Source organism: Stenotrophomonas chelatiphaga (assembly GCF_001431535.1).
GTDB lineage: Bacteria > Pseudomonadota > Gammaproteobacteria > Xanthomonadales > Xanthomonadaceae > Stenotrophomonas > Stenotrophomonas chelatiphaga.
Genome location: NZ_LDJK01000007.1, coordinates 36007 through 51882, shown reverse-complemented (window position 1 = coordinate 51882; position 15876 = coordinate 36007). Strand labels below are relative to the sequence as shown.

The following is a 15876-nucleotide window of genomic DNA, read 5'->3' as shown; positions in this document are numbered from 1 at the left end:
TGTTGCGCATGGCGAAGCGAGCGGCGCCCGCCCCCTTCCCTCCTGTTTTCCGTAAGCTGATGCCATGCCCACCCTCCTGATTGCCGACGACCATCCGCTGTTCCGCGAAGCCCTCCGGGGCGCGGTGAAGCGCGTCATCCCCGGCGTGCAGCTGTTCGAAGCCGACAGCGTGGAAGCGCTGTATGCGCTGGCCGACCAGCACAACGACGCCGACCTGGTCCTGATGGACCTCAACATGCCCGGTGCCCAGGGCTTCAATGCCCTGGTGCACATGCGTTCACTGCACCCGCACCTGCCGGTGGTGGTGGTGTCCGCCCGCGAAGAACCAACGGTGATGCGCCGCGCGCTCGACCACGGTGCGTTCGGCTTCATCCCCAAATCGGCCGATTCGGACACCATCGGCCATGCGCTCGGAATGATCCTGGATGGCGAAACCTGGGCGCCACCGGAAGCGCACAACGTGCCGCCGACCGGGCGCGAAGAGCGCGAAGTCGGCCAACGCCTGCGCGAACTCACCCCGCAGCAGTTCCGCGTGCTGCAGATGCTCGGCGCGGGACGCTTGAACAAGCAGATCGCCTACGACCTGAACGTGTCCGAGGCCACCATCAAGGCCCACGTCACCGCCATCCTGCGAAAGCTGGGCGTGACCAACCGCACCCAGGCGGTGCTGATGGCCGGCAAGCTGGCCATCGACGACGAGCAGATCGTGCTGCCGCCCGAAGAAGATTGAGCCATTGCGGGTAGCGCGGCCGCTGCGCTCGCCGAGCGTGGCTCGGCGCTGCCAGGTCGCGGTATAGCCTGAGCTATGAAAACCAGCTTCACCTGCGCAATCGCGCGGTGACGCCGCAGGCCGCAATCCCGGTGCTAAGCTTCGCGTCCCCTTGGGGAGTAGCCTGTTTCCTGTCACCGGGAAACGCCCGTATCAACATGCTCGGCCAGTGCGCCGTGGTGCGGGCAGCCATCTTGGTTGGCGAGACCAGCGGTCCGCGTGCGCAACGACAGGTTGGGCGCGAACGCGGGCCGTCGTGTCCGTCCTCGCCCGACCTGCCGTGATCCTGATGTCCCCTGTTTCGATTCTGTTGATCGGCTTTGCCATGTCCACCGATGCCTTCGCCGCGGCGATCGGCAAGGGCGCCGCCATGCGCAAGCCGGTGTTCCGCGATGCGCTGCGCGCTGGTCTCATCTTTGGTGCCATCGAAGCCATCACCCCGGTGATCGGCTGGCTGCTCGGCCGCGCCGCGCTGGACTACGTGGAGGCCTTCGATCACTGGATCGCGTTCGGCCTGCTGGTGGCGCTCGGCCTGCACATGATCGTCAACGGCCTGCGCCCGCACGACGATGAAACCGACGAGGATCCGTCGCGCCATCATGGCTTCTGGCGCCTGGCAGTCACCGGCTTCGCCACCAGCATCGATGCGATGGCGGTCGGCATCGGCCTGGCCTTCATGGACGTGCACATCGGCGTGATGGCCCTGGTCATCGGCCTGTGCACGCTGACCATGGTCACTGCCGGCATCATGCTGGGCCGGGTACTCGGCAACATGGTCGGCAAGCGGGCGGAGATCATCGGCGGGATCATCCTGATGATCATCGGTTCCACCATCCTGTACGAACACCTCAGCGGCGCGGCCTGATCGCCACGCCGCGCGTCAGTTCTCCCACCAGCGCTGGGGCCTGCGCGCGGTATCCACGCGCAGGTTGCTCGTCCGTCGATGGCGGATGATCACCACAGAGTCGACCGACGGTCGGTAGCATTCGGCCAGCGCCGTGGACGCCGGATCCGGCGCAGGCAGCAGGTGGCACACCGGTGATGCAGGCCGATCCTGCTGCGCCGGTGCCCCGGCCCGGTGGGTGACCGGCACCAGTTCCCAGCGCATGAACACATAGCCACGCCGGCGGAATGCCACGCTGGCGGCCTCACCCGCCCTGAGTTCGCGGTTGAGCGCATCGGCTGCGTGATCCTCGATGGCGGCCAGATAGAAAAAACCTTTGTTCGGTTGCAGCGCCAGGAACGGTCCGCGGTCCACGCACTCTCTCCAGCAGAAGCGGACGATGGCGTCGACGGCCTGCGGATCGCAGACCATGGCATGGTCGGCGCAGTAGCCACGGTAGTGATCCACCGTGCCCTGCACCAACCCCTGCATGGCGCCATGCATATACGCCACCCGCTCCCGGTCAACGAAGCGGATATCGTGCTTCTGCAGCCAGGCACGCAGCTTCGGGGTCTGGTTCAACACGTCCCAACGGCGGCCATGCGCGGCATCTTCACGGTGGCGACCGCGCGCGAACGAATGCGATATCACACCCAGCGCGCTACCGATCAGCGCATCGCCGAACAGCCTGCTGCTGCCGTTGCAGAGCAGCGATACGCCGGCACCTGCGGCCCCGCCCACCGCAATGGCCAGTGCCGGTGCAAGCGACGAATCCACGGGCGCGTTGAGCACGGCGTGCAGCACACCGGGCAGCGCTGATGCGCTTGCAGGCAGGTGCCGGTTGACGGTGGGTGCCTGTTGAATCGCGCCGGGTGAAACGACCTGCATGGCCTGGTGTCCGCGGTAAAGAGAGCCTGTATACCGGGCGCGCCTGTGCGTCAGCCACCAGCGATCGCGCATCGACGCGCCCGGCACCGATCAGTCGCGCGGGGTCGCGTAGGCCGCCAGGAACGCACGCAGCGATGCGGGCTTGATCGGCTTGGTCAGCAGGCGATAGCCACGGTCGCGGGCCATCCGCTTCAATTCGTCGCGACCATCGGCGGTCAGCAACGCGCCCGGCAGGTCGCTGCCGGCCGCCTCGCGCAGGGCGACCAGCGTATCCAGTCCGTCCAGCCGGTCGTGCAGGTGGTAATCCACCAGCATCACGTCCGGATGCTCGGCCATTTTTTCCAACGCCTGGTCTACCGTGCTGGCGGTGATCACCTGCACCTGCCAGCGGCCCAGCAGTGCGCGCATGCCGTCCAGGATCTCTTCGTCGTTGTCCACGCACAGCACGCGCATGCCGGCCAGCGAATCGGCGCGTACCGCAGCCGGGGCCGCCGCCATCAGCTCCTGCTCGCTGGCACCCGGCGTGGCCGCCACGCGGGGCAGCGCGATGGAGAACATCGACCCGCTGCCGACCCGGCTGCGGGCATTCAGGCGATGGTCGAGCAGGCGCGAGATGCGCTGGCAGATCGACAGCCCCAGCCCCAGTCCCTGTTCGCCCCAGTCGAACGGCTGCTGGTAACGGTGGAACTCATCGAAGATCTGCTGCATGTGGTGTTCGGGAATGCCCGGCCCGGTATCCCAGACCTGCAGCTCCACTTCGTTGCCACGCAGGCGCACGGCCAGCACGATGCGGCCCTGGCGGGTGTAACGCAGCGCGTTGGCCAGGAAGTTCTGCATCACCCGGCGCAGCAGGCGGCGGTCACTGCGTACCCAGGCCGGGCGTGCGAAGAGGTCCAGGCGCAGGCCGCGGCCCGCGGCGACCGGCGAGTACTGCGCCGCCAGTTCGCGCATCAGGGCACTGGCATCGAACTCGCCGATCACCGGGTGCAGTCCGCCGGCATCCAGGCGGGAGACATCCAGCAGGCCATCCAGCAGCTCTTCGGCGGCACGCAGCGAGGCGTCCACGCGCTCGGCCAGGTGGCGTTGCTCTTCATTGTTGTGGTGGCTTTCGCGCAGTGCCGAAGCAAACAGGCGCGCCGCGTTGAGCGGCTGCAGCACGTCATGGCTGATCGCCGCCAGGAAGCGCGTCTTGGACTGCTGCGCGGCCTCGGCGGCGTTGGAGCGTTCGGCCACGCGCTGTTCCAGTGTTTCGTTGGCTTCCAGCAGGGCTTTTTCCGCGTGCTTGTAATCGGTGATGTCGTTGTAGCTGGTGACATAGCCACCGCCCGGCAACGCCTGGCCGCGCATCTCGATCACCTTGCCATCGCTGCGCGTGCGTTCGAACACATGCGGCGAACCGGCGCGCATGTACCGGATGCGCCGGCTGATCTGGCGTTCGATTTCCCCTTCGCCGAGTTCACCGCGCTCGGCGTTGTAGCGGATCAGGTCGGCCACCGGGCGGCCCACGTACAGCATGCCGTCGGGATAGCCGAACATGTCCTGGTAGCGACGGTTCCAGGCGGTCAGGCGCATGTCCGGGTCGACCACGCTGACCCCGGCGCTGATGTTTTCCAGCGTGGTGGACAGGATCTCGCGGTTGAAGCGCAACTCCTGGCCCGCTTCGTCGAGCACCGCCACCACTTCGCCCAGGTCCATGCCGGATCCGCGCAGCAGGCTGGTCAGCAGCAGGCGCGCCGATGCCGCGCCGATGGAGGCGGCCAGCAGGCGTTCGGTGAACTGCACCCACGGCCGGTCGGCCGGCACCTGGGTCTGCAGTTCGCGCCCCAGCGACTGTGCCTGTTCGAAGAACGAACGCCGTGCATGGCGCTCGCCCACCACCCGCGATGCCAGCGCCAGCAGGTCGCCGACGTGCACGTGGCCGGGCCAGCCGCTGGCCACCGAGGGCCGCTGCGCATACGGGTCCAGGAAAGGCGCCGCGCGCAGGCGCTCGTCCACGCTGGGCCGCCAGCGCGCCGACACCAGCATCATCGTCGCCGCATTGACCAGCAGCGACCAGAACGTACCGTGGGTCAACGGGTCCCAGCCGCTCATGCCGAACAGCTGCTGCGGGCGCAGCCACGCCACCCCGAACGGCCCCTCGTTCAACCAGCCCGCATCGAGCAGCCCGGACTGGGTGAGCGCAGGCAGCAGCAGGGTGTAGATCCAGGTGGCGAAGCCGAGCACGATGCCGGTTTCCACGCCGCGACGGCTGGCGCCGCGCCAGTACAGCCCGCCGATCAGCCCGGGCGCGAACTGCGCGACCGCGGCGAAGGCCATCAGCCCGTAGGACGCCAGCGAGTTGTCGTTGCCACTGCTGCGGTAGTACGTATAGGCGATCAACGCCAGGAACAGGATCGCCAGGCGGCGGATCCACAACACCCGCGATGCCACGTCCGCGGCTTCACCGGTGCCGCCACTGCGGCGCAGCAGCACCGGCATCACCAGGTCATTGCTGATCATGGTGGCCAGCGCGATGGACGACACGATCACCATGCCGGTGGCAGCCGAGAAGCCGCCCACGTAGGCGATCAGCGCCAGCGCATTGCGGCCTTCATGCAGCGGCAGCGCCAGCACCATGGCATCGTCGGCCACCGTGCCGCCGGTGCCGAACAGGGTGACGCCGGCGGTGGCGATGGGGATCACCATGGCCGAGATCACCACCAGGTAGCCGCCGAACATCCAGCGCGCGCGGCGCACGTCGCGCACATCACCGCATTCCACCACCGCCACGTGGAACTGCCGTGGCAGGCACACGATGGCCAGGAAGCTGAGCAGCGTCTGCGAGATGAATCCCACCGGCGGCAGCGAGGTGAACAGCGTATGCGCCGACTGCACCACCGCATCGGTGCGCTCGCTCAGCCACAGGTAGGCGAACACGCCCACCGCCACCATCGCCAGCAGCTTGATCACCGACTCCAGCGCGATGGCCAGCATCATGCCGTGGTGGTGTTCGGTGGCGTCCACCTGGCGGGTACCGAACAGGGTGGCGAACAGCGCCATCAGCAGCGCCACGTACAGCGCCGGATCACTGAAGTAGCCGGTCGGGCCGCTGTCGCCGGTCAGTACCTGCAGGCTCATGGCCACGGCTTTGTACTGCAGCGCCAGGTAGGGCACCACGCCGATCAGCGCGATGATCGCCACCAGCGCGGCCAGCCGCCGTGAGCGGCCGAAGCGCGAGGAGATGAAATCGGCAATGGAGACCACGTTCTGGCTGCGCGCCACCAGCGCCAGGCGCTCGATGATGCGCCAGCCGAACAGCATCATCAGCAGCGGGCCGACGTAGATCGACAGGTAGCCGATGCCGCTGCGCACGGCGGTGCCGACCGCGCCGTAGAAGGTCCACGACGAGCAGTACACCGCCAGCGCCAGGCTGTAGACCACCGGCCGCAGCCAGGGCCGGTCCGGGTACAGCGGGCGTCGGTCACCCCACCACGCCACGCCGAACAGCAGCGCAGCATAGGCAACGGACACCAGCAGCAGGATCCAGCTCGACACTCAGGCCAGTTTCCGTGATCAGCAGATGGCGACAGTGTAGAGGGTTCTGTCGCCCGCACCCCTGCCGGTGGCTTATTCCGCCGGCACGCCCATTTCCTGCAGCAGTGCGGGCGCCGGATAGACCTTGGCCAGCAGCCAGCGCAGGTAGCGCATGTCCACGTGGACGGCGCGCTTGAAGCGCGGATCGAACCACCAGCTGGCGCTGACCGACTCCCAGTTGCTGTCGAAGTTGAGGCCGATCAGCTCGCCCTTGGCATTCAGCACCGGGGAGCCGGAGTTGCCGCCGGTGGTGTCCAGGTTGGTCAGGAAGTTGACCGTCTGGGTCTTCAGCGCCGGGTCGGCGGTGCTGCCGAAGTCAGCCTTGGCGATCGCCTGCAGCAGCGGGCGTGGCGCATCGAACGGGTAGGCGTTGGTGTTCTTTTCGACGATGCCGGCCACGGTGGTCACCGGATCGTAATGCACGCCATCGCGCGGGCTCAGCGCTTCCACCTTGCCATAGCTGATACGCAGGCTGCGGTTGGCATCCGGGTACACCGCACGCCCCTGCTTTGCGCGCCAGGCGAACAGGGCCTGCATGTACGCCGGTCGCAGGCGCAGGCCCTCACCGTCGCGGGTCTTCTTCTCGTCTTCGATGCGCAGCTGCGCGGCTACCAACGGGCCGGCCAGGGCCAGCAACGGGTCCGGCGCCAGCGCCTTGCCTTCGCGTGCCGCTGCAAACCGCGACAGCCGCTGCGCTTCCTCGCCAAGCGTGGTGCGCGCGTACAGCCCATCCAGTGCCGTCGCCAGCGCCTGCGGCGTGCGCCCGAAGGCCGTATCGAATTCGGGCAGGCGCTGGGCGTCGGGCAGCTGCTGGTAGCGCGCCAGCAGCGCGCTCAACAAGGCCTTCTCGACGGCCGGGTCGTAGCGACGCTGGGCCTGCTTCAACACCCCTTCGATCAGTGCCTGGTCGCGCTGCTGGAAGCCGCTTTCGCGCTGCGCGTCCGGCTTGGCCGATTCGATGCGCAGCCGTTCCAGCAGCAGCGCCGAGCGCAGCAACTGGGTCTGGTTGGCGACCTGGTCCAGCAGCAGGTCACGCTCGCCCACCGCCGCGCCCTGCGACAGGGTGCCCAGCAGGGCCTGGATATCGCCGCGATAGCGCGGATCGGCATCGGCCAGCATCGCCTGCTCGTCGGCGGCGCGCCGGGTCTTGGCATCGCTGCGCAGCAGGCCCTCCAGTTCACCGGCAGCGCGTTTGCGGTTGTTCTTCAGCGACTGCAACTGCGAGGCGTAGCGCGTGCGCGCCTGCGTGTCGTCCTTGGTCGCCGCTTCGATGGTGTCGATCATCTGCTGGAACAGCGCGACGCGGCGCGGCAGCACGGCGTCGATCTGGCTGGCGAACTCGGCCGCGGTGCGGTGGCGGTAAGTGATGCCGGGATAGCCGGCGAGCATCGCGAAATCGCCTTCCTTCGGTCCCTGCAGCGACATCTGCAGATGTGCCGGCGGCTGGTAGGGCACGTTGTCGGCGCTGTAGGCGGCCGGCTTGCCGTCCTTGCCGACGTAGGCACGCAGCAGGGTGAAGTCACCGGTATGCCGCGGCCACATGAAGTTGTCGATCTCGTCGCCGTAGTTGCCGATCGCCCGCGGCGGTGCGTACACCAGGCGCACGTCGGTCAGTTCCAGCTGCGAAATCCGGTAGAAATCGGTGCCGTAGTACATATCGGCCACGCTGCAGCGCACGTTGCCTGCGCGTTCGCAGTCCGCCACGATCTGCTTGCTGGCCGCATCCACCGCATCGAAGTACGCGCGGCCGGTCTTGCCCCTGGCCTGCGCCAGAACCTGGTCGGTCACGTTGTCGAAGCCCACCGTGACCAGCACGCGGAAATCCGGATTCGACGGGCGCTCATCGGCCCGGTCACGGGCAATGAAGCCATCGTCGATCAGGTTGTGCCCGGCGCTGCTGTTGTACTGGATGACCCCCATCGCCACGTGATGGTTGGTCAACAGCAGGCCGTAGGGCGAAACGAATGAACCGGTGCCACCGCCCGCGCGCACCACCGCACTGAGCGGGGGCGCGGTGACCGTCGCCAGCGCGCCCGGATCCCCTTTGAAGCCCCCCGCCTTCAGCGGTTTGGCCAGCTCGGGGAGCTGGGACGGCATCCACATGCCTTCATCGGCCTGTGCGCCTGCCGCCATGGTCAGGCCCAGGGCCAGGGAAACGGGAAGGGTTCTGCGGAGGGACATGCGGGGCATCCGGCGGATCAGGTGAGCCCATGACCTTAGCCTCTGCGTGCCCCACGCGACAACCGCCGGAGGTTGGGTTGCGGGCTGTCAGTCGGCCGCCCGCACTGCGCCGTCATAGCGGTGGTGACAGCCGCTCTACGTGCAGCGTCACCACCGCGTCTTCCTCGTCCCACGCCTGGGACAGGGGATCGGCGTCCTGACGGAGCAGGTCCAGGCGGTAGCCGGCAGGCGTGCCGTTTTCCCCGTTCCACAGCACCCAGAACCGATGCTGCAGACCCGCATCCACCGGCAGCCGCAGATCGGCCACAACCAGCGCGTCATCGGCCAGCTCCAGCGCGGAGTCCGGGCCACGCCAGCGCACCAGCAGCGCGCGATCCGCGCCCTGCGGCAGCGGCCCGGGCGCAGCACAATCCTGCAGCAGCAGCGACAAGGCGGTGGCCGTGTCTGTCTGGGTGATGCTGCCGCCCTGCGTCAGGGCCGCCCGCTGCAAGGCCTGGCCAAAGGCCAGCGACGGTGGTGTCGCAAGCGATTGCAGGCGCCGGTCGAGGGTGGCGTCGTCGATGTAGCCCACCGCTGCATCCAGCAGCAGTGTGTTCCCGCGGTCCTGGGCGTGGCGTGTCCACGCCTGCTGCAGGGTAGCGTCCAGGTCACGCGGAGCGGCTGTGGCAGGCAAGGCGCCGGTGGGTGGCGTGCCGGTCAGTAGAGTCATTCGTGCATCCTCACGTGGGGTGTCGTCGTAAGCGCGGGCCATGCCGTGCTGATGGAGCTTGAGAAAAGGGGTGTTCATCACGGTCTGTGACTCAGTCGGCCAGATCGTCTGCGATCCCGGCGGCCGGATCAGGCTCGAAGATCGCCACGTCGTCCACCAGCCTTCCGCCGCTGCGATACGCCTTGGCTGCGGGCACGTCGATGTAGGACGAGCCGACACGGATCGTGGCCTTGGGAGAGCCGTTGATGAACGCGCTGACCCGGCGTCGGCAGACTTGCCCGCACGGTTTCCGTGTACATATCGAGGTGGCCTTCCAGCCTGGAAAGGCTCTCCGCAACGTGCTCGGGCGAGAAGGCGACCGGATCGAGCTTGCGCAGCTGGTCGTACAGCTCTTTGAAGAACGCCGCTTCGGAGCAGGGCCGGAAGCCGACCTCGTAATAGTATTCACCGTCCTGGATGTGCTCCAGCGTCTGCTGCTTGAATCCCGGTTTCGATGCCAGTGCGGCCCGGCCTTCAGCGGTCATGCGCTTGGGTGCCGGAAATTCGAGCGAACCATCGGGCGCTTCTTTTATGTCACCCATCGGCCAGGCGTCCATCCCATGCAGATACTCGCCGGGCATCAGTCCCTTGAGTTCACTCTCCACATGGTAGAAGTCCCCACTCTTCGGCACATCGCCCAGCGTGGCGCCGGGCTTCAGATGCGCCTTGACGACCAGGTGCTCCGGTTCGATGGCGGGCCGGATATCCGTACCGTACCGGGCAACGACCGGATTGCTGGTGTAGGTCGCGCTGATGCGGATCGGCGTGCCTTCCCATACCAGGCTGGCATCCACCGTGGCGATGTTGGCGAGCAGGTAGGGGTCCCTCGTGGTCGCTTTCACGGCTGCGTCGAGCTGGGTCAATACCGTACGCTGCGCTGCTGAAAGCGCCTCGCCCTTTCCGCCCTTCCAGCGCTTGGCCGTGTCCAGTATCTTGCTGTCGCTCCACTGCGCAAGGTTCTCCTTCCACGCAGTGAGGGCCTCCCCCAGCCGGCTTCGGTACTGGTCGATGGTGAACGTGCTCTGCCAGATGGTGGCATAGAGCCTGCCCAGCTTTTTCAGCGGTTCAAGTTCCATGCTGTCCAGCGCCCGCAGCCGGTCGGCCACTACGTTTGAAAAGAGCTCCCGCGCAGCGGTGTAGCTGCGTTGCAGCTCCGCGTTCTGTGCGTCGCGCGCAGCGGCGCGCGACGCCAGGCGCGCTTGGTGCGCGCGGGTCTTCAGCGGTCCGGCCAGCAGGGAGACGGATGGCTGCGGGGAAGCGACCGACAGGTCCGGATCGGCGACGTCACAGGGGCTGCGCTTTCCCGACCGCAGGCAGCTGACCTCCAGTGGGTTTGCGGCCATCGCCCGTTCCAGGCGTTCCTGCAGCGGCGTGTCGGCCAGCAGCCTGCGCTCGGTATCGGTCAGCTGCGCGGAGAGGGCCTGCTTCCAGTCACCTGCGTCCTGCCAACCCCGCGACCCGCGGAACTGGACGGCACCGGATGCATCAAAGCGGATCGTGGCCGGTCGCTTTGTGCCGGCTGCCGGTCCGGTCCGCTGCAGCTGCAGCTGGATCTGGGGGCCATCGCTGAGCACCCGGGTGGTCGTGCCGGGGAAGACATCCTGCAACAGGACGGCCAGCGCGCTGATCTCATCCAGTCGGCTTATCCGGCCATCGAGCACGTTCTGCCGCACCCGTCGCTCATGCCGACGCGCGGAGATGACTGACATCGCCGCCGCTATGGGCTCGTCGCGACGCAGCCGCGTCATCAGGCCCTCGTCGCGGCGCAGCGCGTCGGTGGCTTCGGCGACGCTGAGCGCGGGGTAGTGGTCGCGCAGGACCCGCATCTCGTTCGGCGGTGTTGCCAGCGCGCGCAGTACCCGTTCCCAGTCCGTGCCGATTGCCTGCTGCACCTGGGCCAACGTCGCCTGTAGATGGCGCACGACCTCGGCCTGCAGTACGTCGGCGCTGGCATCGGCAGCGAGCCCCAGGCGCACCCGCAGTGCCGCCGGTCCGGCCCGCTCGATCAGCGTCTGCACGGTCAGCGTGTCCAGTGCCGACGGAGCGAGCATCAGCAGCGGCCCGTCACCCTGCCCCAGGCGGACGCGCGGCAGCCCGCTGTTGACCGGCGGAACGATATCCACGCGCAGCCCGCCGTTCACCCGCGGCGTTCTTGCCCATAGCGCTGCCAGCGCAGCGGTTCCCTGCAGCAGCATCGGATCCGCGTCCGCGCCGGCGCGGACGATCAACGCCCGGCGACCGGCCTGTTCGATCGCGCTGCGCGCAGTGGCGGTCAGTTGACCGGCATGGGCCACGCCGTGCACGGCCAGCAGGCTGCGCAGGGCGGGCACATCCAGTGCGCGTGCCAGGGGAAGCAGCTCGCGTATCCGGTCAGGCGTGGTCAACAAGGGGTCCGGCTGCCCTTCCAGACGTTGCCATGCCCCTTGACTGAAGGAAACAGGGGCCATCGGCGCCTGCGGATCCTCGGCATGCTTCAGGCGGCGGATTCCCTGCGCATCCACCGGCGCTTCGATGAAGCCACCGGCGGCCGGCCGGATGTAGTCCTTGCCGTCCAGTGTGTAGACCGGCCAGTCCGGCGCACTGCCACCACCCAGCACCGGCGTCCGGCCCGCAGGCAGGTCGACGCGTGTCAAGGCGCTGCTCACATGGCCGGTGTCAGTGAAAGCATGCCGCTGCTGGTGAAGGGTCTTCATGGCCCGACGCGCATCCTGCACGGTGCCGATTGCTCCCTTGCCCACGCGGAAGGCAAGCGCGCCGATACGGGTGACGTCCAGCACATCGATGCCATCGAGGACCGCACCGGTGATCGCGGCCGCAGCGCGCGGTCTGTCACCGTCTTCGACCGCGGCCACCCCTTCGCTCACCCCGCGCGCGAATATCGCCAGCGTGCCGGTCAGGCACAGCGATGCCGCCATGCCGCCTGATCCAATCAGACACGCCCCGGTTGCCACCACGGTCCCCAGCACGTCCAGGGCCTCGCCCAATCGCTCCAACTGGCTGGTGGTCAGCGTGTCCAGGTTGTCCAGCCGGTGCGTCAGCAGCTTCCTGGCCTCATTGAGCGGGCCCTCGGTCTGCTGGAACGTCACCGGTATCCCCTTGGAGGTCCGCCGGCCGGCAAACAGTTCGGCCAGTCTTGGGTGATCGTCATACAGCGCCCGCTGACGGATATAGGCTTCCGCTTCGTTGGAACGTTCCAGCCAGCGCTGGAACGTTCCTGCCTCCATCACCTGCGCGCCCTGCGGCCCTTCGGTGACGAACACATGGTCGGTGCCTTCGGCCTGCAGCGACCAGACCCCGGGGATGACGATGCCGTCCAGCGCGACCGCCCGGTAAGGCGAGCGGTGGCCACCGCCTTCCTGGGCGGCCGCAGCGGCCAGCGCATCGCAGGCGCTGCCGGACAGCGCGCCGCGGATGCGCGCTTCTTCGATCATGACCTGCGCGCTGGCGATGGCCAGTTCCGCCTGTCCGCCCGCCAGCTGGTGCTCTTTGGGCGTCCCCTGGATGCCTTCCAGGTAACGCCGGTAGGCGTCTCCCAGCTTGTTGCCATGTACCAGGTCGTCCAGCTTCCTGCAGAAGTAGCGGCGATTGCTTTCCCAGGACAGCTTTTCGGTCAGCGCCGAATCGATGCTCCGCGTCCCCTCCGGGCCGCGCCGGAAGACGGTGATCCTCATGCCTTTCAGTTCGCTGGCCGAGGGCCATTGGCCCGCACCGGGCAGAGCGCCGCGCTTGATTCCCCTGCTGATCCAGAAGTGGGTCGCCCAGTCCGTCAGATCGCCGACGCGCTCATTGAGTTCGATCTCGACAAGGTCCGGATCCATCGACCCACCGTGTTCCTGGTCGATGTGCTGCAGGATCGTGCGGAAATAGGTCTGGACCGCTGGCCTGGCGTGATCGTGGAAGTTCGCCAGCCCGTTGATCTGCTGGTCCCATGCCTGCCTGGCACGTGACAGGCGTAGTCCCTTGGGGCTGGACTGCAGCGCGGCAAGCGCCGCCTGCTGCTGCTCCCGTGCCTGCTCCTGGTCGGCCAACGCGATCGTCATGCCAAGCAGTGACGCGTTGTCCACCGGTGCGAACTCCCAACGCAGGTTGTTTTCGAGATCCCAGTCGGTAGGCCTGCGATCGCGGTCGGCCAGCAGATCGCGGACCGCCTGCAGGTGTTGTTGCGGCACGGCCTGCAGCACGTCCCGCGAGAGCGACCACGGGACGTCCTGCTCGGACAGCGTGTCCTGCTTGGCGCGTTCTTCATTCAGATAGTCGCGCAGAGAGTCCTGGCTGATGAAGGTCCGGAACGAGCCGCTCTGCACGCGGTACACCACGATTTCGCCATGGCCCGGTTCGCCCGGCGTGTTGCGACGCAGGATCAGATAGTCGGGGAGCTCGACCTCGACCCGCTCTCCGCCATCGATCACGGCCGAGAAGAACATCCGCGCACGTTCCACCGTGGGCGATGCCTTCAGGAACTCCAGCACGGTGTCCGCGCTCCTGCCGGGTCCTATCACTCCGCGGATCTTGGCTTCCACCGCGTCGAGCGTGAGCCGGCACCATGCCGCCTTGAACAGCAGCTGGTGCATTTCGGCAGCCTGCTGTCGCGCGTCGCCGCCCAGGTCCGCAGCGGCCTGCTGCCGGGCGGCCTCGATCGCCTTGCCGGCCTCGCGCAGATCATGCAGTGCGCTGGCGTACAGCGCTTTCTCCGATTCCGCTGCCGCCCGCAACCAGGGCAGGTTGGCATGCTCGGCGATGTCTTCGGCCACCGCAACGGCCAGGTTACGCACGGCCAGCAGGTCCTGTTCGCCATCGGACGGGTTGCCTTCTTCCACCGTCGGCGCCTGCGCGGCAGAGGGTGCCGTGCCCGGCGGCGACGCCTGCTGGCGCGCTGCCACCGGCTGCTCGTGCGGCAACTGCAGATCCAGCGTGCTGCCCCACGTTCCGTTGCCCACGTCCACCATCGGGGCATGCGGCCATTCGATCACGCCGGCAGGCGATGCCGGGCTGACCGCATGGTGCGGCGGTGCCGGCGTGTGTGCCGGCGCAGGCAAGGATTCCGGGGATTCCGGCCATAGCATCTGGCCGAAGCGGACGGCGACGAACGTGGCCGCCGTACCGCCCAGGCCGACCAGCGCGGTGTATGCGCCCGGATGGCGCGCGGCGAATCCGGGCGGTGCAATCGTGCGCACCGCACGCTGCGCACCCTGTGCCGCCTGTGCACCGACCACCAGCACGCTCTCCAGCGTGTCCTCGGCCGGCTCCTGCGGCGGAGGTGGCTGCAGCGCAATCTGTTCATGGGCTGCGGCCTCAGCGTCGACGTGGTTGGCTACACCGCGCAGCGCTGCGGGAAGTGCCAGCGCCGCCCACGACCACCAGCGACCGCCCGGGCCATGGGTCGCCCCCGCTGCGCCGTTCGATGCCTCGCGCGCGGCTGCGGGATCTGCGCCTGCGCCAGCGTCCGGCGGTTCCACCCCAGCGCCTCCCGCGTCTGCAGAAGGGATGGCCGTGCCCGACGGGAACAGGGCGTCGGCCACATGCGGATCGGCGTCGAGGGCGTCGTAGGTATCGGCGGGAGCAGGCACGGCCGCGCGCAGGGTCTGCAGATGCTCCTCCAGCCATACGCCCAGTTGGGCGCATAGGCCCGTCGATGGCGATACATCCGCGATGTAGCCGCTCACCACGTTCTGCAGCACGCGCAGCGGGCGTTCGTTGGCGGTGGCAGGATCCTGGTCGCGCTGCTCTTCAAGGCGTGCCTGCATCAATTCCATCAACGAACCGATCGCCACGTTGTCATCGATGTTTTCGGCGGCAGCGTGGTCGAGTTGATGCTTCATTTCGGCGAAGGCAGCGATGTCCTCCTGCACCTGCTTCAGCCATGCGGCGTCGCCCGACACCGGCGCAAAAAGCGCGGCCAGGCGACGATGCACATGCAGTGCGCTGCGCGCGTGCTGTGGCAGCGCGGCAACGTGTCCGGCGGCGTCTCCCTGCACCGCCGGCGGCGGCGGCAGGACACTGTCATGCAGTTTCCACAGCACCGCCGCCACGGCGAGCAGCGCCAGGGTCGCCGGCTGCGCCGGCACTACCGCATCCTCCAGCTCGGTCAGCGTGGTGTGCAGCTCCGACAAAGACGCGCGCAGGCTTTCCGGCAGGCTGCCGATGAACTGGTCGACCTGTTCGATGCTGCGCAGCTGCGGTAGCAGCGCTTCGATCGGAAGCATCTGCACTGCGGCAAGGGCGGCCTGCAGGGGCCGCTGGGCAAGCTGCGGGATCACCGTGCTGGCGCACTGCGCGACGATCATCGCCATCCGCGCCTGCGGTCCATAGAGCGCCTCGGCTACTTTGTGCAGGGCGGTCCACGGCACGCCGCCCAGCACGCCCGCACCGAACTGCCTCATCACCGGCGGATCGAACCCGCCGTTGCGCGCACGGTCGCCAAGCAGCTGGCAGACCCGTTCCTGCAGCGCCGGCAGATCGTCCGGCGCGCAGTTTTCGTAGGCACCCTGCAGCCACATGAGGAAGCGCGGATAGGGAAACCCGTCGGCGTTGGCGGAGCCATCCAGCAGTGGCGCGATCCAGCGGGCCTCAGGCCGGCCCTGCAGCAGCGCTTCCAGCGCAGCGGCACCGCTCAGGCGCTGCTCGGGATCGGGACGTCGTTCGCTGCGCGGTACCTCGTTGGCCGTGCCGTTACGGACCAGGGCAGGGGAAGGAGCGGGTCGGGACGATGGGGTGGGCACAGCAGGATGCAGTGCGGGGCATGGCGTACGGCGCGTAGCCGAAGCGGCGGCGTGATCGAGGTGCATGGATGGATCCGGGGGGAAAGGAAGCAGCGGGAATTCCGGTGCCGCGGAT

The 15876-nt window shown here is 67.9% G+C and carries 7 protein-coding genes; 2 read left to right on the top strand and 5 right to left on the bottom strand.

Annotated elements, in window-relative coordinates:
- Nucleotides 1-64 precede the first annotated feature (64 nt).
- Both ABB28_RS02380 and mntP read left to right on the top strand, forming a co-directional pair.
- Entirely contained in the window at nucleotides 65-730 is a 666-nt protein-coding gene (locus ABB28_RS02380) for a response regulator transcription factor (protein ID WP_057507082.1), read from the top strand.
- A gap of 328 nt (nucleotides 731-1058) precedes the next feature.
- On the top strand, nucleotides 1059-1634 hold the full coding sequence (gene mntP, locus ABB28_RS02375; RefSeq protein ID WP_057507081.1) for a manganese efflux pump MntP: 576 nt from the start codon (nucleotides 1059-1061) through the stop codon (nucleotides 1632-1634).
- 15 nt (nucleotides 1635-1649) lie between these two features.
- Here mntP and ABB28_RS02370 read toward each other — a convergent pair whose 3' ends face one another.
- The 5 genes from ABB28_RS02370 to ABB28_RS02350 form a co-directional block, all read right to left on the bottom strand.
- Nucleotides 1650-2540, bottom strand: a complete 891-nt coding sequence (locus ABB28_RS02370; RefSeq protein ID WP_152983362.1) for a hypothetical protein — start codon at nucleotides 2538-2540, stop codon at nucleotides 1650-1652.
- A gap of 90 nt (nucleotides 2541-2630) precedes the next feature.
- Nucleotides 2631-6074, bottom strand: a complete 3444-nt coding sequence (locus ABB28_RS02365; RefSeq protein ID WP_057507079.1) for a hybrid sensor histidine kinase/response regulator — start codon at nucleotides 6072-6074, stop codon at nucleotides 2631-2633.
- 72 nt (nucleotides 6075-6146) lie between these two features.
- Nucleotides 6147-8294, bottom strand: coding sequence for a S46 family peptidase (locus tag ABB28_RS02360; RefSeq protein WP_057507078.1), 2148 nt, complete (start codon nucleotides 8292-8294; stop codon nucleotides 6147-6149).
- Nucleotides 8295-8406: 112 nt separating this feature from the next.
- Nucleotides 8407-9003, bottom strand: a complete 597-nt coding sequence (locus ABB28_RS02355; protein ID WP_152983361.1) for a hypothetical protein — start codon at nucleotides 9001-9003, stop codon at nucleotides 8407-8409.
- Between the two features lie 128 nt (nucleotides 9004-9131).
- Entirely contained in the window at nucleotides 9132-15827 is a 6696-nt protein-coding gene (locus ABB28_RS02350) for a hypothetical protein (RefSeq protein WP_161809840.1), read from the bottom strand.
- Between the last annotated feature and the right edge of the window lie 49 nt (nucleotides 15828-15876).